Origin of the sequence: Actinospineispora spinosispora DSM 44797 (assembly GCF_000429025.1) — a bacterium.
Taxonomy (GTDB): domain Bacteria; phylum Actinomycetota; class Actinomycetes; order Mycobacteriales; family Pseudonocardiaceae; genus Pseudonocardia; species Pseudonocardia spinosispora.
This window is the reverse complement of the sequence record NZ_AUBB01000030.1, coordinates 45,863-68,056: the sequence shown is the minus strand read 5'-3', so window position 1 is coordinate 68,056 and position 22,194 is coordinate 45,863. Positions and strand designations below refer to the sequence as shown.

9 protein-coding genes and 1 pseudogene are annotated in these 22,194 nt (G+C 67.9%); 7 read left to right on the top strand and 3 right to left on the bottom strand.

Annotation, left to right across the window (positions count from 1 at the left end):
- The first annotated feature begins 156 nt into the window (after positions 1–156).
- The 3 genes and pseudogenes from G406_RS0115015 to G406_RS46980 all read left to right on the top strand — a co-directional run.
- Complete coding sequence (locus tag G406_RS0115015) at positions 157–1,722, top strand: amino acid adenylation domain-containing protein (protein WP_169736694.1); 1,566 nt, start codon at positions 157–159, stop codon at positions 1,720–1,722.
- Positions 1,722–2,846: an FAD-dependent monooxygenase gene (locus tag G406_RS0115010; RefSeq protein ID WP_028934492.1), complete on the top strand. Its 1,125-nt coding sequence runs from the start codon at positions 1,722–1,724 to the stop codon at positions 2,844–2,846. Before G406_RS0115015 ends, G406_RS0115010 begins: the two co-directional genes overlap by 1 nt.
- Positions 2,847–2,951: 105 nt before the next feature.
- Positions 2,952–6,863: pseudogene (locus G406_RS46980) on the top strand (type I polyketide synthase); the annotation flags it as partial.
- A gap of 237 nt (positions 6,864–7,100) precedes the next feature.
- Here the strand turns inward: G406_RS46980 and G406_RS0115000 are convergent.
- Positions 7,101–8,288 (bottom strand): acyl-CoA dehydrogenase family protein, encoded by a 1,188-nt coding sequence (locus G406_RS0115000; protein WP_037076720.1) that lies wholly within the window; start codon positions 8,286–8,288, stop codon positions 7,101–7,103.
- A 36-nt stretch (positions 8,289–8,324) separates the two neighbouring features.
- Entirely contained in the window at positions 8,325–12,050 is a 3,726-nt protein-coding gene (locus G406_RS0114995) for a non-ribosomal peptide synthetase (RefSeq protein WP_084216077.1), read from the bottom strand.
- A 170-nt stretch (positions 12,051–12,220) separates the two neighbouring features.
- Between G406_RS0114995 and G406_RS55655 the strand changes: the two genes are divergently transcribed.
- The 4 genes from G406_RS55655 to G406_RS0114975 all read left to right on the top strand — a co-directional run bounded on the left by G406_RS55655 (position 12,221) and on the right by G406_RS0114975 (position 20,676).
- Positions 12,221–14,086 (top strand): non-ribosomal peptide synthetase, encoded by a 1,866-nt coding sequence (locus tag G406_RS55655; RefSeq protein WP_169736693.1) that lies wholly within the window; start codon positions 12,221–12,223, stop codon positions 14,084–14,086.
- A complete protein-coding gene (locus G406_RS46970) occupies positions 14,086–18,171 on the top strand; it encodes a type I polyketide synthase (RefSeq protein ID WP_051342125.1) in 4,086 nt (1,361 codons plus the stop codon). The genes G406_RS55655 and G406_RS46970 overlap by 1 nt, the downstream gene beginning before the upstream one ends.
- On the top strand, positions 18,158–19,492 hold the full coding sequence (locus G406_RS55650) for a condensation domain-containing protein (RefSeq protein WP_084216075.1): 1,335 nt from the start codon (positions 18,158–18,160) through the stop codon (positions 19,490–19,492). The genes G406_RS46970 and G406_RS55650 overlap by 14 nt, the downstream gene beginning before the upstream one ends.
- Before the next feature lie 95 nt (positions 19,493–19,587).
- Positions 19,588–20,676 carry a DegT/DnrJ/EryC1/StrS family aminotransferase gene (locus G406_RS0114975; RefSeq protein WP_169736691.1) on the top strand — a complete coding sequence of 363 codons (1,089 nt, stop codon included), beginning with the start codon at positions 19,588–19,590 and terminating at the stop codon, positions 20,674–20,676.
- Between the two features lie 43 nt (positions 20,677–20,719).
- Here G406_RS0114975 and G406_RS56820 read toward each other — a convergent pair whose 3' ends face one another.
- Positions 20,720–21,793 (bottom strand): ParB N-terminal domain-containing protein, encoded by a 1,074-nt coding sequence (locus G406_RS56820; protein WP_156934885.1) that lies wholly within the window; start codon positions 21,791–21,793, stop codon positions 20,720–20,722.
- Positions 21,794–22,194: the final 401 nt, after the last annotated feature.

Genomic DNA, 22,194 nt, shown 5'->3' with positions numbered 1-22,194 from the left:
ACACTTGCGCGTTCTCGGTGTCGGTCTGCATCATTCCGCTGATCCGGCTCGACCTCGCCCCATTCGCGGTCCGGCCGCGCTGAAACCGAGATATCGAGTCGAGGCAAAGGCTGACGCCCCGCCGATTGGGGAATGTTGAGAACGGGTGGTCTTTGCGTGGGTCATTCTCAGGTCACTTCAGCGCACCGAGGTCCGGCGCCCGGCCCGGTCCTTTCCGGCGCCGTCCGGGAGCTGCCCGGCCGATCCTTGACCCATCTGATGGAACGCGCCGTTCGCCGCGGTCCGCACGCCGAGGCCGTGCGGACCGCGAACGGAGTGCTGAGCTTCCAGCAGCTGTGGGATCGGGTCGCCGACCATGCGGCAGCGCTGGTCGAGTCAGGGATCGGCCCTGGCGAGTTCGTGGCGCTCTGGGCGCACCGAACCGAGGAGATCGTCGCCGCGGCTCTGGCCACGATGGCGGTCGGCGCCGCCTACGTGCCGATCGACCCCCGGTACCCGGATGCGCGGGTGGCGGCGATCCTCACCGAAGCCGACCCCGCCGCCCTGTTGGTGGACGACGAGCTGGACGGTCCGCCGAACGACGGAGCCGTGCCGGTGATCTCGCTGCGCTCGGTCGCCCGGACACGTCGTTCGGCGCCCCTCGAACCGGGACCTGCTCCGGACGACGCCGCCTATCTGCTGTTCACCTCCGGATCCTCCGGCAGACCCAAGGGCGTGGTGGTCGAGCACCGGTCGCTGGTGAACTACTGCACCTGGTGGTCCGAGGTTGTGGGACGCCACCGAGGCGGCACTCCGGTATTCGGCAGCCTCGGTTTCGATCACACCATCACCACCCTCTGGCCGACACTGCTGTGTGGCGCGCCGATCACCCTGTGCAACGGCCTGTGGGACACCGCGCCCTTGCTGACTCCACCCGGCTCGCCCCACGCGGCGATCAAGTTCACCCCGTCACAGCTGCGTTTCCTCGAACGCACCGCCCGGCCGGACTACCGTCGTGCGTGCCGCATCCTGGTCCTCGGCGGAGAGGTGCTGGAGCCGTCGCTGATCGACGGCATCGCGGAGCGCCTCGCCGATGTCCGGCTGGTCAATCACTACGGGCCGACCGAGACCACGGTCGGGGTCTGCCGGCACGAGTTCACCGCCGACGAGACCGGCGACGGGTCGTCGGTGCCGATCGGCCGTCCGATCCACAACACCCGCCTCTACCTCACTAGACCCGATCTCGGGCCGGTGGCCTTCGGTGAGCCGGGGGAGCTGGTGGTGGCCGGGACCCCGGTCGCGCGCGGCTACCTGCGCGGCGGCCGTGGCGGCTTCCTCGACGAGGCCGAGCTGGGCGGGCCGCCCGGTCGTGCCTACCGAACCGGTGACCAGGTGCGGCTGCGGCCGGATGCAACCGTGGAGTATCTCGGGCGCTTGGACCGACAGGTGAAGGTCAACGGACACCGGATTGAGCTCGACGAGCTGCGCCACGGCGCACTCGCCGTCGACGGCGTCGCGGACGCCGCGTTCACCGTGACGGACGAGTTCATGCAACGGGTGGAAGCGTTCGTCGTGTGTGCGCCGGGCACGGATCCCGGGCAGGTGTCCACCCAGGTCCGGGCCCTGATCGCTCGACGGGTGCCCGCCGCGGTGGTCCCCTGGACGGTGACCGTCGTGCCCGAGATAGCGATGACCGTTCACGGCAAGCACGACCTGGCCGCTGTCCGAAGGTCGCAGAGCTAGTGGTTGTGAACGTCGACGCCGACGTCGGGATCGTCGGGGCAGGCATCGCCGGGCTCACCGCCGCGAACACGCTCACCGCCGCGGGGTTCACGGTGGAGGTCCTCGAACGGGCACCTCGGCTTCGAGTGACCGGCGCGGGTGTCATGCTGCACCCGAACGGATCCCTCCTGCTCGCCCGGTATGTCCCCGGGTTCGCCCGGCTCGGTCTGCCGATATCCGAACAGGTGATCACCGATCCCGACGGCCACCGGACCGTCGTGCGGTGGGATGAGGTGTGGCACGGCGGTGAACGCCCCCTCGCCGTCCACCGCCGCGCGATGGCCGAGGCTTTGCTCGAACAGCTGCCGGACGGCACGGTCCGATGGGACCAGACCCTCGACCAGCTGACCGAGGGCGACGACGCGGTCGGCATCCGGGCCGAGGACGGTTCGGCCCGCCGCTACCGCATCCTGATCGGCGCGGACGGGGTCTCGTCCCGGACTCGCGAACTGCTCGGGATACCGGGTCATCAGGAGGCGCTGGGTACGACCTACTGGCGTACCACGGTTCCGCTTCCCGCTCGCCATGTCGGGTCGCGGTGGCGGGTGTGGCGGGCCGGAAGCCGGTTCTTCGGGCTGATGCCCATCGGTCGAGGACGCGCGCACGTCTTCGTCCAGGATGCGGCTCGCCGTGCCGGGCTGGACCCGGCCGCCGAACTCGTCCACCTGGCTCGCGAGATGGCCGGTGAGGTACCCGAGATACTGCGCGGGCTGGAGTTCGACGAACCGGTGTACCGCACGTCGGCGGTGGTGACGTCGGCGGTGTGCTGGACGTCAGGACGGATCGCGCTGATCGGCGATGCCGTGCATGCGGTCGCCCCGGCGACCACTCAGGGCGCCGCGCTGGCGGTTGAGGATGCGGTCGTGCTCGCGGCCGAGTTGCGCACCCATGGCCTGCACCCCCGCGGGCTCACCGCCTTCGCCGAGCGCAGGCAGGGACGGGTCACCGCGTTCGTCCGCCGGGCCCGGCTGCATGCCCGGCTCATTCCGGTCCTCCATCGGGAGAACCCCGGATACCGAGGGGATTCGACGGAGGCGTCGGGATGGTTCCGTCGACTCTACGAACCGCTGATGGCACCGCCCTGACTTCTCGACGCGCCGCCGCACGTAGCCCATGCGGGCCTGCCCCGCTCACCGCGACCGGAAGGGTGTCGACCCCGGATGACCACATCCGACCGTGCTGAGGATCGTGCCGATGGTGACCCGGTGGCCGTGGTTGGCATGGCCTGCCGTTACCCCGGCGGCATCACCTCCCCGGAGAAGCTGTGGGAGGTCGTGGCCGCCGGCCAGGACACCACCGGAGACTTCCCCGGCGACCGGGGCTGGGACCTCGCGACGCTCTACGACCCGGACCTGTCCAGACCGGGTACGACGAACGCGCGCGCCGGATCGTTCCTCTACGACGCGGCGGACTTCGACGCGGCCTTCTTCAAGATCAGCCCACGCGAGGCGGTAGCGATGGACCCGCAGCAGCGGCTCTCGCTGGAGACCGCATGGGAACTGTTCGAGCGGGCCGGAATCGACCCCGCGTCCCTCAGGGGAAGCCGCACCGGTGTCTACAACGGGCTTGCCTACCACGATTACGCGCCGCCGACGTCCCTGCTGACGAGGGAGCTGGAGGGAGTGTCACTGACCGGCACCACCGGCAGCGTCGCTTCGGGTCGGATCTCCTACGTCTTCGGGTTCGAGGGACCGTCGGTGTCGGTGGACACGGCGTGCTCGTCGTCGTCGGTCGCCCTGCACCTGGGTATCCGGGCGCTACGCCATGGCGAGTGCGACCTCGTGGTGGCCGGCGGTGTCACGGTGATGTCGCAGCCCGGGACGTTCGTCGAGTTCGCCCGCAGGCGCGGCCTGGCGCCGGACGGTCGCTGCAAGTCGTTCTCGTCCACCGCGGACGGCACCGGGTGGTCCGAAGGTGTGGGTTTCCTGTTGCTGGAAAGGCTGTCCGATGCCCGGCGCAACGGTCACCGGGTGTGGGCACTGCTAGCGGGCTCGGCGGTGAATTCCGACGGCGCGTCCAGGGGGCTCACCGCGCCCAGCGGTCCCTCGCAGGAGCGGGTGATCCGGGCGGCACTGGCCGATGCGGGCATCGGCACCGACGACGTCGACGTGGTGGAGGCGCATGGCACCGGGACTGCGCTCGGCGACCCGGTCGAAGCGGGAGCGCTACTGGCCACATACGGCAAGGACAGGTCCGGGGACCCACTGTGGCTGGGTTCGCTGAAATCCAACATCGGGCACACGCAGGCCGCCGCCGGGGTCGGCGGGGCGATCAAGATGATCATGGCGCTGCGTCACCGAACGCTGCCCGCCACTCTGCACATAGCCGAACCCAACCCGAGGGTGGACTGGGATTGCGGCGCGGTCACCCTGCTGGAGGAGCCGAGGGAATGGAAACCGGTCCCTGGCCGGCCACGCCGCGCCGGAGTGTCGTCTTTCGGGCTCTCCGGCACCAATGCGCATCTGATCATCGAAGAGGCACCGGCAGCGTTGCCCGACCCGACCCCGGCATCCTCGGCATCCGGGGTCACGGCCTGGCTCGTGTCCGGTCGGGGTGCGGACGCACTGCGTGCTCAGGCGGCGAAGCTGGACGACTGGCTGGACCGCAATCCGCGGGTTCCGGTCGCGGACGTCGCCTGGTCACTGTCGTCCACCCGATCGACGTTCGAGCACCGGGCCGTGGTGCTGGGCAGTAGCCGTGCCGAGCTGCGTGCGGGTGTGCGGGCGGTCGCCGAGGGGACACCCGACACCCCGATCACTAGTGGCACCGTGATCTCCGGCGTGGTGCGACCGAAGACCAAGGGCAAGGTGGTCTTCGTCTTCCCTGGCCAGGGGTCTCAATGGGCAGGTATGGCGGTGGAGCTGCTCGAATCCTCACCGACGTTCGCGCAGCGGCTGGCCGAGTGTGACCGCGCGCTGGCGCCTTGGGTGTCATGGTCGGTCGTGGACGTGCTGCACGCGCCGGAAGACTCGCCGCTCTGGCAGCGGGTGGATGTCATCCAGCCGCTGCTGTTCGCGGTGATGGTCGCGCTGGCCGCCCTGTGGCGGGCGCACGGGGTCCAGCCCGATGCCGTGGTCGGCAGCTCCCAAGGTGAGATCGCCGCCGCCTGCGTCGCGGGCGTACTGTCGCTCGACGACGCGGCCCAGGTGGTGGCGCTGCGCAGCCGAACACTCGGCAGGCTCAGCGGCACCGGTGCCATGGCGTCGGTCGCCCTGTCCGTGGACGATCTAGGAGAGCGGTCGGCCATGCGCTCGGGCGCGTTGTCGGTCGCGGCGGTCAACGGAGCCCGGTCGACGGTGGTCTCCGGCAGTGCAGCGGCGCTGGACGACCTACTCGCCGAATGCGCCGCCGATCACGTCTGGGTCCGTCGGATCCCGGTCGACTACGCGTCTCACTCGGCACACGTCGAACCTGTCCGCGACGCGTTGCTCGACGACCTCGCCGGCATCACACCGAAGACCGCGGACATCGCCTTCTACTCCACGGTGAACGCCGCTCCGATGGTCACTGAGCGGCTCGACGCCGAGTACTGGTATCGGAATCTCCGCGAGACCGTCGAACTGGCGCGCACCGTGGAACGGCTCGCCGCTGACGGGCACCACATCTTCGTCGAGTGCAGCCCGCATCCGGTGCTCCTCCATGAGCTGGCCGATGCGGCGGCCGAGCATCGAGGGGTCGCCGTCTGCTCGCTCGACCGAGAGACCGACTCCAGCACGCGGTTTCTCATGTCGCTGGCCGAGCTGCACGTCCACAACGTCCCCGTGACCTGGGCGCCGGCCATTCCCCGCGCGGTCACGGTGGACCTGCCCACCTATGCCTTCCGTCGCACGCGGTACTGGTGCACCCCGCAGATGAACGCGCGCGCGGGCAGGGCACCGGGGATGGTCGAACTCGACCACCCGCTGCTCACCGCCGAGCTGGACCTCGCCGACGACGGGGGAGTGGTGTTCACCGGCAGGTTCTCCTCGACAGGGCGGCACTGGTCGGTCGACCACGCCGCCGGTGGAATCGTCGAGCTGCCCGGGGCCGCCTTCGTCGAAGCAGCCGCCTACGTCGGTCGCAGGCTCGGCTGCGGCCGCATCGAGGCGCTCACCGTCGAGTCTCCGTTGGTCGTGCCGGCAGGTTCGGCTGTCGAGATACAGCTCGTGGTCGGCCGGGACGACGGCGGACGCCGGGCACTGCGGGCGCATTCACGGCCCGGGAACACCGACTCCGCTGAGTGGGTCCGCCACGCCACCGGGGTGCTCCTAGCCGCTGTGCCGGAGACCGCTGTGCCAGAGACCGTCGAGCTGGGCGAATGGCCTCCTCCCGGAGCCGTCGAGGTCGAGCTCACCGACGCTGACCCGCGCCTTCCGCCCCGGCACGGGCTCCGGGCGATGTGGCAGCGGGGTGCGGAGGTCTTCGCTGAGGCCGCCGCACCGGACGGCGGTGTCGGCGACACCTTCCAGACGCTGCACCCGGCACTGCTGGACTCCGTTCTGCACGCGGTGCTGCTCGCTCGGACAGCGGACGGGGCGAGCGCGCGGCAACTGCCGTCCTCCTGGAAAGACGTGACGTTGCCCGACACCTCGGCGTCGGCGGTGCGGATCCGGATCTCGCCGTCGAGTGCGGGCGCCTTCTCGGCGGTCGTCACCGACCGGAACGGGGTGTCCGTCGCCTCGATCGGTTCCCTCGCGCCGGGCATGGACTCGCGGACCGGGTTGAGACGGTTCGACGCCGCCCTCGGCAGCGGAGGGGCAGTGGTGGCCACGGCGGGACTGGGATCGCCGCCGATGCGGGAACCGGCACCGGACACCGCGCGGCAGAGCAGGGAGACCTGGGCTCGGCGCATCGCGGCGGTCTCCGCGCCGGAGCGCGAACGCCTGTTGCTCGAGCTGGTGTGTACCGAGATCGGGGATGTCCTCGGTTACCAGGCCGCCGAGGACGTCGAGCCGGACCGATCTCTGCAGGATCTGGGGTTCAGCTCGATGAGCGCCGTCGACCTGCGTAACCGGCTCAGCGCGAGCACCGGCCTGCGTCTGCGGACGACACTGGTCTTCGATCACCCGACCGCCGCCGAGCTCGTGAGCTACCTGGCTGGGCGATTCGAGCCAGCAAGGTGACCACGCCGCACTAGATGATCGATTCCCATGAGCTCGGCTGTCCGGCGAGTCGCTGGATTGTGCAGCGCGAGTCGGGAGATTGTGCAGCGCGAGTCGCGGGATTTTGCTGTGCGGGTCGGGGGTTTCGCTCAGCGAGCCAGGATCGGCGGCCGGCAGAATCTAGCGACTCGCGCAGCACAATCCAGCGACTCGCGGGTCTGGCCACCTCTGATCAGCACCGACTTAGGAATCGATCATCTAGTCGCGCAGGCCAGCGGCGACGAACGGGTCGTCGTCAGGGAGCCGGGCGAAGGTCGCGTTGGCCAGCTGCAGGCGGTCCGCGCTCATCATCACGCGGGCGGAGACGACGTCGCGCAGGTGCCTGCTCAGGCTGAATCGGCTCGCTTCTCTCTCCCGGTAGGCGTCGATGCCGATCACCTCCAGCGCTTCGAGGACGACGGTGGACGCCGTCTCCGCCACTGACAGCCGCAGATTGTTGACCTGCAAGGCGCCGGACGATTCCCGGGTTCCCGCCTCGGCGTCGAAGACGTCGGCCAGCGCCACCGCTTCGCTGCGGATCTGGTCGTTCAGCCGGGTCAGCCGGGCAAGCCGGACCGCCTTCACCGCGGCCAGCTCGCCGGCGGACCGCGCCGGCGTCTGGAGGTAGCGGCGGCTGCGGTCGACCGCGGCACGGGCGATTCCCCACCAGCAACCTGCCCAGCCGATATGGGTCAGCGGGGTCGTGGTGTGCGCGGAGGTCTCGCTGAAGGTGTCGGGAAGGATGTTGGCGCGCGAGGTGCGGATCACGGCTGAGCAGCCGCCGCTCGCCGTGCCGCGCATACCGAGAGCCAGCCACGGGGTGGGCTTGGTGACCTCGACCTCGCTCCGGTCGGCGAGCACCAGCAGCTGGTCGGTGAGCGGGGCGTCCGGGGACCGGCGGGCCACGACGAGTGCGGCGTCCGCGCGGTCGAGGTACGACGCGACGGAGACGTCCTTCTCGATGACGATGCGGCCCGGGCCGTCGTCCGTGCACGCCGCGTTGCCGTGGCGCGGGTTCACCGCTCGCCGCTCGGACATCAGGCTGGCGACCAGCGGCTGGGAATGCCATGCCGCGTCGACGAACGACCGGGCGGCCTCGGTAGCGGTGCGCTGGCGGGCGACGCTGAGCAGCTGGCCCTGGTGCATGGCCCAGATCATCGCGGTTGATGCGCAGGCCTGTCCCAGTGTGGCCGACACCGCCAGCACCTCGCGGGCGCTCCAGTACCGGCCGGGCTCGGCGCCGGGGCCGGGCCTGAGCAGCCCCTGTTCGCGCAGCGCAGCCATCGCCTCCTCAGGGAAGGACGCGGTGCGGTCTACGTCGTCCGCCGCGCTCGCGGCCACCTTGGCCACGGTGTCGGTCCGGCGCTTGAGGTCACTCGTGTCGGAAGGGGGAAGGTGCAGAGACAACGGACGCCTTTCCTCGGGTTCGACGGGTAGCCCGGATCAGTGGGCTACCTCGGACACTCGGGTGAGGTGCTTGTGCAGCACCCCGGCCACCTCGTCCGCTATCGCGATCGGCGCCGCTCCGGCCGCCAGCTCGACCACGTGTGTCGCGATCGCCGCCCGCTCCACCCAGTCCCGCAGTTCGGCGCGCGAGGGATCGTCACCGGGAGCGCTGAAGACGACCAGCTCGGTGTGCCCGCGAGCGGTGTGCTCGCGCGGTCGCTCGTTCCCTGAGCCGCGCACGATGGTGAGCGGCACGGCTGTGTCTCGTCCGGCCAGCTCATCAGCGAGCTCGCAGGCGGTGACGGCCGCACCCTCGCCCCAGCCGACGAGCACGCACGGTGCGCCCTCGAAGGAGTCTTCGAGCAGGTCGGCGAATGCGGTGACCGGGTCGTCGTGGTACTCCGGGGTCACCTGTAGGCCGACGACCGCGAACTCCCTGGGGATCGAGGAGAGCAGCGCCACCGACTCCCAACAGGTCCCCGTCGACGAGGGCAGGAAGACGACCGGGAACGCCGGGGCCGGTGTCGGGCGGAGCGTGGCGAGGGCGTGCACGGCCGTCTCTCCGCGCCCCACCTGTTCAGCGATACGGCCGGCGAGGGCGAGGGGCGTGGGGGCGGCGGCGACGTCGGCCGGACTGAACCGCACCCCTACCAGCTCGTTGAGCCGTAGGACCAGCTCTACCGCGAGCAGCGATGTGCCGCCGATGGTGAAGAAGCCGTCGTCGACCCTGACGCCGTCGACGTTCAGGGTGTCGGCGACGAGCTGGCACACCGCGGTGACCAGGTCGTCGTCCACCGGAGCAGCGACGGCGGTGGGGTGGGTGGACGAGGCGAGCAGGGCCCGGCGATCCAGTTTGCCGTTGCCGGTCCTCGGCAGCTCGGAATGGTAGGTGTAGATCGCCGGTACCATGTAGCCGGGCAGTTGGGCAGCCAGCCAGCGGCGCAGCTCGTCGGCGGTGAGCGAAGCCTCACCGCTCGTCGTCGCGGTCAGGTGCGCGACCAGCTCGGGTGTGCCGGTGCCGAGATCGGCGAGCAGTACTGCGGCATCCCGCAGACCGGAGTGCCTGCGCAGATGCAACTCGATCTCGCTCAACTCCACGCGGAAGCCGTGCAACTTCACCTGACTGTCCGAGCGCCCCTCGAACAGCAGCCGCCCGTCACTGGACCACCGCCCTCGATCGCCGGTGTCGTAGAGGTGCACACCGTCGACGTCGATGAAACGGCGCGCGGTCTCCTCCGGCCTGCCCAGGTACCCGTCGGCCAGCTGCGGTCCACCGAGGTGGATCGTTCCGCTCACGCCGATCGGGGTGAGCGCGCCGTCCTCGTCCAGCACCCGCACCGTGCTGGCGCCGAACGGCCTCCCGAGGTCGTCGTGACGGAACGCCACCTCAGCCCCGCCGTCAGAGGCCCCGTCGTCCGAGGAAGGGGGGTGATAGCGGGTGACCGTGGCGTAGACGGTCGCTTCGGTCGGTCCGTAGAAGCTCCACAATCCCGCACCCGCCTCGCGAAGCCGATGCGCGAGGTCGTCCGGGGTCGCTTCGCCGCCGAGCATGATCTGAAGGCCGGGCGGCAGTGCAGCCCCTGAATCGAGAACGGAACGCCAGGTGGTCGGTGTGCCACCCGCCAGCGACAGCCCGGGGGTGGCCAGCGCCCGCCGCACACCGTCGATGTCGGTGGCGTCGCCGGGGCACAGCCGTACGGCGGCACCGCGCAGGAGCGGGACCAGGTACTCCAGCAGCGAGATGTCGAAGGTGTAGGTCGTGATGCTCAAGCTGATGTCGTCCGGCTGAGGGTCCACCACGTCCAGCGCCGCCACGCAGAAGGCGGCGAGCGCCCCTCGAGATACCACGACACCCTTGGGGATGCCGGTGGAGCCTGAGGTGAACATCAGGTATGCCGCACGGGCCGGATCCCTGGATGCCTGCCGAGCGAGCCCAGTGGGCGTCCACCCGGCCAGAGAGTCATAGGTGGTCACCTCGGTCGTGAGCTCGCGGGCGCTGTCGGCGAAGACCGCATCCGCGATGACCAGCGTTGGCCGAGCCCGGTCGATCATGAGACTCATGCGGGTCCGGGGGTGGGTGCCGTCCAGCGGTAGGAAGCAGGCCCCGGCCTTCCACAGCGCTACGACGGTGATCGGCAGCTGAATGCTCCGGGACATCATGGTGGCGACCACATCACCGGCGCGTACCCCGGCCGCGCCCAGTGCGCGGGCGAGCTCGGTGGAGCGGGTATTGAGTTCGGCGTACGACATGCTTCGCTCATCGTCGATCAGCGCGGTCGCCGTGGGCATCGCCGCGGCGCGGTCGGCGAGCAGGTCGATGACGTCGACCGCTTCGGCCTCTGGTCCGTCCGCCGCGACGTTGCCGTTGGCGGCGAGGGTGCGCCGTTCCATCCCGCCGATGATCGGAAGCGTGCGCACCGGGTCTTCGAGGTGGGTCGCGCCGTGTACGAGCACGGTCTCGATCCGCTCGACGAGCAGCCGCATCGTCGCCTCGTCGAACAGGTCGGTGTTGTAGTTCAGTCGCAGCCGCCACCGACCCTCGCGCTCGATGAACGTCGTGGTGAGGTCGTAGCGGGAACCGTCCAGCTCCACCACCACGGGTTCGATGGTCGTTCCGGTCAGCCGGAGTATCGGCGGCGGCAGGTTGCTCACCAGCACGGACACCTGGAAGACCGGAGAGGCGTCGGGCAGCCGGGTGACCCGCAGACCCTCCACGACCTGTTCGAACGGCGTCGACTGATGGGCCAGCGAGCGCAGCACCGAGGTGCGCGTGTCGCGCAGCAGCTCGCGCAGCGAGCGGTCCGGGTCGATGCGCACCCGTACGGCGATCATGTTGAGGAACAGGCCGATGAGGCCTTCTGACGCCGAGTGCGCCCGCCCGGCGACCGGGGTGCCGACGACGATGTCGTCCTGGCTTGCCATGGCGCGCAGCACTACCGAGACCGCGGCGGTGAGCGTCATGTACGGGGTCGTCCGGGTGTCAGCGCAGAGCGTGGCGACGGCGTCGGCGGCGGTATCGGACAGGTCCACGTTCAGTGTGTCGCCCGAGTAGGTCTGCTTCTCGGGGCGCGGGCGGTCGGTCGGAAGGGTGAGGCGATCGGGTATGCCTGCCAGGTGTTGCGCCCAGAAGGTCAGCTCCTCCTCGGCCTGCTCGCCGGCAAGGTCGTCACGCTGCCGGAGCACGAAGTCGGTGTACTGAAGGGGCAGCGGCGCCAAATCCGGCGCGAGACCACCGGCTTCCGCGGCGTAGAGCGTGGAGAGTTCGTCGGTGATGACCGCGAATGACCAGCCATCCACGACGATGTGGTGCGCGATCACGATCAGGGCGTGTTGCTCTGGTCCCCACGAGATCAGCGTCGCCCGCAACAGCGGACCCGTGCCGAGGTCGAAACCCGCCTCGGCCAACCGGACCGCCTCGGCGCGTACGGTCTCCCGGCGATCGATCGGGGATTGTGGTGCGACCTCGACCAGAGGCAGCTCGAAGCCATGCCCGGCGTGCACGACCTGAGTAGGAGCCGCGGCCCCCGGCGCGACCTCGAAGGTGGTACGCAGCGTCGAGTGTCGCTCGAAGAGGCGGTCGAACGCCCGCCGGAGCGCGCCGATGTCGAGGACGCCGTGCACCAGGAACGCGACCTGGTCAAGGTAACCGCGATTGCCGGGTGCCACGGCCTCCTGGAACCACAGCCGCTGCTGGCTGAAGGACAAGGGGTATCCACGAGACATCGGCTCTCCTGGCTGCGGTCCAATCAAGACTCCTCCGAAAACGGTAGACGAGTATGAGAGTGTCCGGCGCCGCGAAGATATTCAACTGTGTGTCAAACATGTTTGACACACAGTTGAATATGAGATTAGTTGTTGCCTGCGCCTGGAATCCAGGGGGAAAGAGAGCCGCGATGCGATATGCCGACAACAATATGTCTATTGTGGACATATTCGAGGATAGGGTGAGAGAGTCGGGTTCTCGGCCGGCACTCGCGCGTGGACCGTGGACATTGACGTACGCGGAGCTGAACGACTGGGCGAACGCGCTTGCCCTGCGGCTGAGTGCCGATGGCGCTCAGTCGGGCCGTCGAGTCGGCATCTGCCTGCCTCGTGGTCCCGAGTTCGTGGTCGCGGTGCTCGCGGTGCTCAAGACCGGCGCGGCCTACGTTCCGCTTGATGACAGTTACCCTGAGGAACGGCTGGGATTTCTGGCCACTGATTCGGAACTGTCCGTGATCGTCGGGGACGGTGCGGCCGATGATGTGTGCACCCGCCTGGGTGTGACGCGCACCGACCCTGGTGAGGCCACCGGGCATTCGGTCGAGAACCCAGGCAGGCCGGTCAAGGCCGATGACCCCGCATACGTCATCTACACCTCAGGCACTACCGGCCGCCCCAAAGGAGTGGTGGTAAGCCATCGGAATCTAGCCGGCCTTATCGGTCGACCTGCCGCGGAATTCAATTTCGGAACAAGCGATACGCTATTGCTCGCGCACTCTTTCTCGTTTGACTTCTCAGTGTGGGAGATGTGGACCGCACTGGCTTATGGCGCCACGCTGGTGATCGCCACGTACGAGGAGATCCGTAACCCTCGACGTCTGGCATCGATCCTAGCGCGGGAGAAAATCACGGTACTCAATCAAACCCCGTCGGCTTTCTACCGGCTGTGGCGCGATGTCGTGCGCGTCGGCGCGCACGGCGCGCTCCGATTGGTCATCTTCGGCGGTGAGCGGCTGGATCCGGCCAAGCTCCACACAACCCTGGGCTCCGCGCCCCGCCCGAACGTCGAGTTCGTCAACATGTACGGGATCACCGAGACCACGGTGCATGTCACGAGGTCTACCGTGGACCTCGATCAGCTGGGGACCGAGCGCCGCAGCATGATCGGCACGCCGATTCCGGGCGTCGAGCTCTCCATCAGGGACGCCGAGGGGCGGGTCTGCCCTGAGGGGGTCACGGGCGAGCTGTGGGTCGGCGGAGCGGGCGTCGCACTCGGGTACCACAACCGGCCGGAACTCACCGCCGAGAAGTTCGTGTCCACCATCAGCCCGGCGGGCACGACGCAGCGCTGGTACCGCAGCGGCGACCTCGGTCGCGCACATCCCGGCGGGGACGTCGAGTTCCTGGGCCGTGCTGACCGGCAGCTCAACCTCCGGGGCCATCGCGTGGAACCCGAGGAGGTGGAGCGGGCGCTGGTCGAACGGTGCGGTGTGCGCGACGTCGTGGTCGTGGTCGAGAACGAGGCATTGTGCGCCGTGGTCGTCAGCGGCGGTCCGGCGCCGGATATCGGGCAGGTACGTCGCGGCCTCAGCGGCACGCTGCCCCCGCACATGATTCCGTCGCTGGTGGTACCGGTCGCGGCGATCCCGCTCGACGCCCACGGTAAGACCGACCCGGCGGCCCTGCGCCGCCTGATCGGCACAGCCATCAGACGACGCGGAGCCGAACGGGGCGATACCTCGGTGCTCAGCGGCACCCAGCGGGTGGTTCGGGACGTGTGGCAGAAGGTTCTCGGCCGGGCCGTCACGGACCTCGACGTCAATTTCTTCGACGCGGGCGGGCACTCCCTGGCGGTGGTCGACGTCGTGGACGGACTCGTCGCCCTCGGCTATGCGGTGCGGGTGACGGACCTGTTCGCCGCACCCACCATTCGCTCCTGCGCGGCCAGGCTGGACCACTCAGGAGAAGCGGTCCGCCGCGACGCCGTCGACCGAGGGAGCCGGTTCGTCGACGCGGTGGAGTCACTGCGAGTCCACCGGCACGGGGAAGGTACTTGATGGGATCAGACGCAGGCCTGCCGCCGATCGCGGTCGTCGGCATGAGCGCGCGTACCGCGGGTGCGGCGGATCTGGCCACGTTCTGGGATGCCATTCGATCCGGGGAGGACCTCATCCACCGGTGGCAGGCCGACGCCGACGCCGACGCGCCCTCGCGGACGACCATCGGCGCACACGGCGTGCTGGCGGACTCGGACTGCTTCGATGCCGGGTTCTTCGGCATGGCCGCTGAGCAGGCTCGAGTGACCGACCCGCAGCACCGGCTACTCCTGGAATCGACGTGGCACGCCCTGGAGGACGCGGGCTACCCACCGGACCGAGTCCCTGGCCGGGCGGGCCTCATCGCCTCCTGTGGAGCGAACCGCTACTGGTCCCGGCACGTCGAAGCGGGTTTCGTCACCGCCCCGTCGTCGGCGGACCTGCTGGATGCCCGCCTCGGCAATGACAAGGACTTCCTCGCCACCCGCATCGCCTACCAGCTGAACCTGCGTGGCCCCGTACTCACTGTTCAAACGGCCTGCTCGTCTTCGCTGGTCGCCATCCATCTGGCGATCCAGAACCTGCTCACCTACCAGGCCGACGTGATGATCGCGGGCGGCGTCTCGATCACTCTGCCCGACGAACGCGGCTACACGCTGGAAGAAGGCAGCGCGCTGTCGCTGGACGGCTACTGCCGCCCATTCGACATCAGAGCCAACGGCACCGTCCTCGGTGACGGCGTCGGTGTCGTGGTACTCAAGCGACTGTCGGATGCGATCACCGACGGTGACGTCGTGAGTGCGGTGATCGCCGGGTCCGCACTGAACAACGACGGCCGAGGCAAGGTCGGGTTCACCGCGCCCAGTGTGGACGGGCAGGTAGGAGTGATCCGCGAGGCGCTCGCCATCGCCGGCATGGACCCGGCGCAGATCGGTTATGTGGAGGCGCACGGCACTGCCACTTCGCTGGGCGACGGCGTCGAGCTGGCTGCCCTGCGTGAGGCCTTCGGCGACGGCCTGGCACACCGGACGTGCGCATTGGGTGCGCTCAAGGCCAACATCGGCCACACCGACGCCGCGGCCGGGGTGCTGGGACTGGTCAAGGCAGTGCTGTGCGTGCGGGACGGCGTCGTTCCCCCGGTGGCGAACTTCGAGAAGGCCACCGACCGGATCGAGTGGTCGGGCACGCCGTTCTTCGTCCCCGAGGACAGCGAAGTCTGGCCTAACCCCGGCCAGGTCCGCGCCGCCGGCGTCACCTCGTTGGGCATGGGCGGCACCAACGTTCATGTGGTCCTCCAGCAGCACTCGCCGCTGGGCACCACGACCGACGACTCGAAGCCCAGGGTGCTCACCCTGTCGGCGAGATCGCCGGAGGGACTGGCCCGCTACTGTTCGACGCTCGCCGACCACCTCGATGCGCTGTCCGACGTGCCGATCAGCCGAGTGGCGGCGCAATTGCGCGGCCGATCGGGCGGCACGTGGCGGCATGCACAGGTGGCGGCGAGCGCCACCGAAGCGGCGACGGGATTGCGGCACGCGGTCGCCGACCAGCGATTCGGCAGGCGTGACGATGAGGTCCGCGCAGTGCTCATGTTCTCCGGACAAGGGACGGAGGCGGGCACCACCGCCCGGGAGCTCGCGGGAGACGTTCCGGCATTCCGGTGGTACTTCGACGACAGCTGCCACGAGCTCTCCGCGACGCTGGGGCGGGACCTGGCCGGGCTGGTAGCTCGCGGTGATCCTGAGCTGGAGACCACTGCGATCGCTCAGCCGGTGCTGTTCGCCCTGCAGTACGCGGCATCCCGTTGGCTGCGCGACCTCGGCCTCGAGCCGGTCGCGGTGGTCGGCCACAGCGTCGGTGAGTTCGCCGCCGCGACCGTCAGCGGAGTCCTTCCTCTCGAGCATGCCGCACGGCTCGTGGTGGAGCGCGGCAGGTTGATGCAGGAGGCTCCCGAGGGACGCATGGTGGCGGTCTCGTTGGGTGAAGCGGACGTTCGTCGGCGGCTGCCCGGGGACTGCGTAGTCGCCGGGGTGAACGCACCGTTCCTGTCCGTGGTGTCCGGATCACCGGCGCCCATGGCGGAATTCCTCGCCGCCGTGCGCCGCGATGGAATTCGGGCGTCCGAGCTGGCTTCGCGCCGGGCGTTCCACCATCCGATGATGACCAGCGCCGCCGACCGACTTCGCGAGGCGCTGGCCGACATACCCTGGGGCGCCGCGCACACCCCGATGGCCTCGACGCTGACCGGACAGCTCGCCGACGCCACAGTGCTTGCCGACCCCGGCTACTGGGTTCGCCAGATCACCGAACCGGTCCTGTTCGCCGCCGCCCTGGACGGCGTGAGCGACCTGCGGCCGAACTGCTGGATCGAGATCGGGCCGGGCCATGCCCTCCAGACCTTCGCCGGGGCGAGCGAGGTACTCGACGACGAGCACCTCGTCGCCGGGCTGGGCGCGGACCGAGCCGGAGCCGTCCCGTGGCGGGATCTGCTCGCCCGGCTATGGCAGCGGGGCGCCGACCTGCGCATCGACTACGGAGCTCGGCAGGCCGGCCTCGTCGACCTCCCCGGCTACCCCTTCGCACGGAACCGCCATTGGATCGACCGGACTGCCCGGACCGTTCCAGGCCGGCAGCCGACGCGACCCACGGACCTCGCCCCACCGGACACACGCGAGGTGAGCACCTCTCGCGACGAGCGGAACACCGTGATCGTCGACGTCACCACCAGGCTGATGTCGATCTGGCGGGAGGTTCTGGGGCTGACCGAAGTGAACCCTCATGAGGACTTCTTCGAACAAGGGCACTCCCTGGCCGCGGTCCGCCTCCTGTCCCGGGTCCGGGAGCAGCTCGCTCCGTCCGCGAGCCTGGAGGCGTTCTTCGAGGAACCGACCTTCGACGCCCTTCGCAGACAGATCGAGCGGGCCGCCGACCAGATGGACCCGGTCGGACCCGCAGCGGTCACCCAGACTCCTGTGGCGCCGACGCCGGTCACCACCGCGCAACGACGCCCGCTCGCCACCCCGGTCGAGCGCCCGGCCCCGGGCACCCCCGCCCTGAGTGTGATCTTCTTTTCCGCACCGGTCGACGAAGTCACCGACAGTTCCTACGAGGTCGTACTGCGTACCGCGAAGGTCGCCGACCGCCTCGGATTCGAGGCGATCTGGACCCCGGAACGGCACTTCCACAGTTTCGGTGGCGCCTACCCCAATCCGTCCGTGCTCGGAGCCGCCATCGCCGCGGTGACCGAGCGGGTAGGGATTCGGGCGGGGAGCGTTGTGCTCCCGTTGCACAACCCGATGCGGGTGGCCGAAGAGTGGGCGGTCGTCGACCAGATCTCCCGGGGTCGAGTGGCGATCTCCTTCGCCACCGGCTGGCATCCGATCGATTTCGCCTTCGCCCCGGACAACTTCGCGGACCGGTACGACGTGCTCGAACGCGAGCTGGACACAGTTCGCAGGCTCTGGCGTGGCGAGGCGATTGAGGTGCGCACCGGCGATGGCAGGGTCGAGTCGGTGCGCACTTTTCCCCGGCCCGCGCAGCCCGATCTGCAGGTCTGGCTCAGCGCGACCGCGAGTGAGGACAGTTTCGTTCGCGCTGGACGGCTGGGCGCCAATGTCCTCACCGCGCTGCTGAGCCTGTCCGTCGACGAACTCGCCGATCGGGTGCGCAGCTATCGGCGTAGCCGGGCCGACGCCGGCCTGGATCCGAAGACGGGTCGGGTCACGGTGATGGCACACACCTTCATCGGTGATACGCGAGAGCAAGCGCGCCGGATTTGCCGGGAGCCGCTCAAACAGTACATTCTCGAGCACAGCGAGCTCTTGCGGTCCATGGGCGGTGGGATACAGGCCGCGGATCTGAAGACAGCGTCTGCCCCGGACCGGGAGGCTGTGCTGAATCGCGCTTTCGAGAAATATTTCGGCAATCGCGGACTGATGGGTGATTCAGCCGACGCCGTGAGAATAATGGCGAATCTGACCGCGGCTGGAGTGGATGAGGTCGCCGCGCTCGTCGACTTCGGACTGACCCAAGATCAGATCGAGGAGAGCCTGACCCTGCTCGCTGACGCCCGCGCCGGGGGAGCGGAGGTGAGTGGTGGTGGATGAGGCAGACGCAGAATTCGACGGTATAAGAGAGCTACCACTGTCTCTCAGTCAGAGGTCGATCTGGGTGTCCTGGCTGATGAATCCGCAAAGTCGCCTGCATATCCTATGCTTTCCGATGCTCATGGCGGGCGATCTAGATTTCGATTCGCTGCGTGCGTCCGTTGCCGAGATCGGCACCCGGCACCCGATCTTACGGTCGCGGATCGTGGACACAGTGGCCGGCCCTCGGCTGCGGTTCAGTGATGTACCTGCGATTCCAGTTTCTCGGACCCGTACAGATCTTCCACTGGAGCTCGCCTGTCGGCAGGCCGCGACCATGCAGTTCGACTTGACCGTCGGGCCCTTGGCGAGAGTGGAGATTCGACATGGTGATGGATACAACCTGCTAATTCTCACGGTACATCACGTGGTATTAGACGCCAGATCGTGCGCACTGTTGTTCGCCCAGCTGCGCGACTTATACCGGGGCGCGACTCTTCGACCCGTGAACAACGTTCCGCTGTTGGCCGACTTCGCCGAATGGCAGAATGCCGTGGCGATGGGTTCGGCGGGTGTCGCCCACAGAGAGTTCTGGCGCAATCGCCTCACCCCTCCTCCGCCAGTACCGGATTTCCCGGCGGTCGCGGGATCGCAGGACTGCGCAGTGTTCCATACCCGACTGTCAGCAGACTCGCAACGAATGGCCGGCAGAGTTTCCAGAGAACTCGGCGTGCGCACTCTCGCGATTTATCACGGAGCGTTCGTTCTCTTGATGTACTATCACACGGGGGTCAGTGATCTCGTTGTCTCGACGCCCTATCACGGCAGGACGAAGCGAGAGATTCGTGACCAAGTCGGATTCTTTTCCAATCCATTGCCGCTTCGCCATGAGGTCGATCCCGACGGTACCTATCGGACCTTCATGCACAAGACACTCCACGAGCTGACGACCGGTATCGAGCACGGCGATCTGTCGTTCCCAGAGATTCTGCGGGCCGCAGGCTTGAGCGGCCCCTCCGCGCGCGGTTGCACGAATAAGTTCCTCTTTCAATACTGGAACATTCGACCAAGATCGGAAGGCGTCGATCTGCATTCGGTCGAGATGACGAGTGGGCACAACCAGTGCACACTGCAGCTGCTTCCCATGGAAGACTTCTCCGACTATATGCTAGCGGTGATGTTCCGCGTGGAATCCGACGGGATAACCATGTCATGGAAGGACCATGGTGGCGTACTAGGCGGTGAAATGTTGTCAGGATTAGCCGCGGCGTACTCAGAATTACTGGAAGAGATGCTCACTTATCCGAACCGTAGGATCGGCAGATCCCGTGGAGTTTCCTGATCGAGGTCGACCGAAGAGTGCGTGTGCTGGTAGTACGACCAAACCCTGGGCGGCGAGGGAGAACGTTGATGTGGAACAAACCTTATGTGCCGTTCTTGAACCTCGCCGAGGAGGTCGGCGAGCTGGCCGGCGAACTGCGGGATGCGTTCACCGAGGTCATCGAATCGGGCTGTTTCCTGAACGGTCCGCAAGTGGACCATTTTGAACGTGAGCTGGCTCGGCGCTGCGGGAGCAGGTACGCGATCGGGGTGGGCAGTGGTACGCAAGCACTGCAGATCCTGCTGCTCGCGCATGGGATCGGTCGTGGTGACGAGGTCATCACCACTCCGGCGAGCTTCTTCGCCACCGCCAAGGCGATCGCGATGGTCGGCGCGCGTCCGATCTTCGCCGACGTCCGACCGGGCGACTACTGCATCGACCCCGACGCCGTCCGGCGCCTGATCACGCCGCGGACAAGGGCGATCTTGGCTGTCCATCTCTACGGCAGACCTGTCGATGTCGCGGCGCTCGGTGAGATCGCGGCTGAGCACGGCATCTTATTGCTGGAGGATGCGGCGCACGCGCTTGGCGGGTCGGTGGACGGCCACCCGGTCGGCTCGCTTGGCCACGGAGCCGCGCTGAGCTTCTATCCGACCAAGAACCTCGGCGCCCTCGGCGACGCGGGGGCAGTGGTGGTTGATGACCCGAGGGTGGCGGCGCGGGCCGCCTCGGCCCGATTCCTCGGGACGTCCGGACGGCGAGATGAATTCGACCAAGAGGGCATCAGCGGCAGGATGGATGAGCTCCAGGCTGCGGTGCTGCTGGTCCGGCTGCGCCATTTCGACCAGCGGCAGGCGGAGCGCGCCGCACGAGTAGACCGTTATCGCGCGTCTCTGCCCGGCTCCTTGCTCCTGCAGCCTGCGCCGCTCGGAGTAATCGATGCGCACCATCTCTTCGTGATCCGGCACCCGGAGCGAAACCGACTGGCTAGGGAACTCGCCAACGCCGGGGTGGCGACCCAGGTCCACTATCGGGTGGCTCTGCACCGGCAGCCGGTTTTCGGGCCTCAGCGGCCTCAGCCGGTCGCCGACCGTTGGGCGGACGAGGTGTTATCTCTCCCGCTCAGCCGGGCCGTCACTGATGACTGCCAGGACCAGGTCATTCAGGCGGTTACGGGGCTGACGCACCGGCTCGGCCGAGGGTAGTCGGGTGCATCTGGCGCCCCATATCGACACCACATCCGGGGAGTCAGAATTCGCTGCCGGCCATCTCCCGGGCCGGGAACGGCTCCTGCTGCACTGTCGCATCCGCGAAGGAATACCACAATTCGGCGCACTCGTTCGCCGCGACCGCGACAGTCTCCCGGAGATGGGCCGGTACCGCTTTGGCGATTGCGCGCCACCCGTTCGGTTCCCACGCCAGGGGATCGAGTGCCCGCAGCAGGAACCGCCCGGTCTGGGACTGACGTAACGCTGGATCGCGGCGCAGATGGTTGATCAATTCCGATCGGCCGCGGCGCTGATTTTCCTTGGCCGGGTGCGATGTGGACAGGTCATCAGCGGGCTCATCGGGCGTTGCGCGTGGCCTGGGCACAGTTAGATCATGATCGCGTCGCTGCCTGAGGGGTACCGGGTCGCGGCCCGATTCGTACCGCAGCCGGACATCGCGCACGGTGCCGACGGACAGCCCGGTCCGGTGTGCGATCTCCCGCAGCGTCGCCTTTGGGTTGTCGGTGAACAGTTGAAACGCGTGACGTCGCTGATGCGCGGTGTGCAGCGGTCGTGAACGGCCATCCCGGCCGAAGCGCACCGTCGAGTCCCAGCGACCCGCGTCCAGACACCGTCTGCGCTCTGCCACCCAACGTGGTGATACCTCGGCAAAGAACCCGATGGTGTTATTGGACCAGTCGGGCCACATGACGAGCAACCGGTCCACCGCGGCCTGTCGGTCTTTACGTGACAGCGGGAGGCCATGGGAAGAGTTGAGCTTGACCGCGAGTGCGAACGCCTCGCGATCGTCGCCGTCAAAGAAATGTGCGCGGACGACCGTGTCTCCCCGAGCTAATGCCACGTGGACTCGGTGCGCACCGTCGATGACGATCATGGTTGACCGCTGGACCATGATATGCGGCATCGGCGAGTATGTGCCGGCAAGGTTGCGTACGTGTTCTTCGTCCGCGCCTGACGTGCGCACCGAGCGCTGTAAAACCAACGAAGAGATGGCTACGGTCTCTGCCGGAGTTTCCTCCGCTTTGTATCCGATCAATCTAAACAGCTCTTCGCGGCTTTCTCTCGAATTCTCGAATTCGCTAGATGCTGCCATATTGATACCCCCTGCTATTCGGATTCTGCGAAACCTCAGCGTCTCGAATCCGTCACGCGGATTGAGTAGTTCGCCGCGTGAAGTAGTTTGAATCGACAGGCTGCGCCACTTAACCCTTCGGCTAGAAACTTAAAGTGGCGATCACCCACTCTAAACCGTAATCGCCGAGAATGTTAATCGGGAACTACTTTTCGTCGACCAGTCCACCGTATCACGAGTGATTAGCCACCTGGAAGGCTTTATCTCGCTAGTGCTGAAGGAGCTTGAGTCAGACCTCTCAGGGAAGACGGACCGATGCGTTGGAGGATAGGATCGCCGTTCGTGGGTCCCACGCACTCGTTGCGCACACCGCGCACCTTGTGGTCACACCGCGCTATGTGCACATCAATGCCGCTTACCTT

Bases quoted from the DNA above. Each gene is read 5' to 3' on its own strand.
- G406_RS0114995 (WP_084216077.1), bottom strand. From the start codon at position 12,050: ATGTCTCGTGGATACCCCTTGTCCTTCAGCCAGCAGCGGCTGTGGTTC.
- G406_RS55655 (WP_169736693.1), top strand. From the start codon at position 12,221: ATGCGATATGCCGACAACAATATGTCTATTGTGGACATATTCGAGGAT.
- G406_RS46970 (WP_051342125.1), top strand. From the start codon at position 14,086: ATGGGATCAGACGCAGGCCTGCCGCCGATCGCGGTCGTCGGCATGAGC.
- G406_RS56820 (WP_156934885.1), bottom strand. From the start codon at position 21,793: ATGGCAGCATCTAGCGAATTCGAGAATTCGAGAGAAAGCCGCGAAGAG.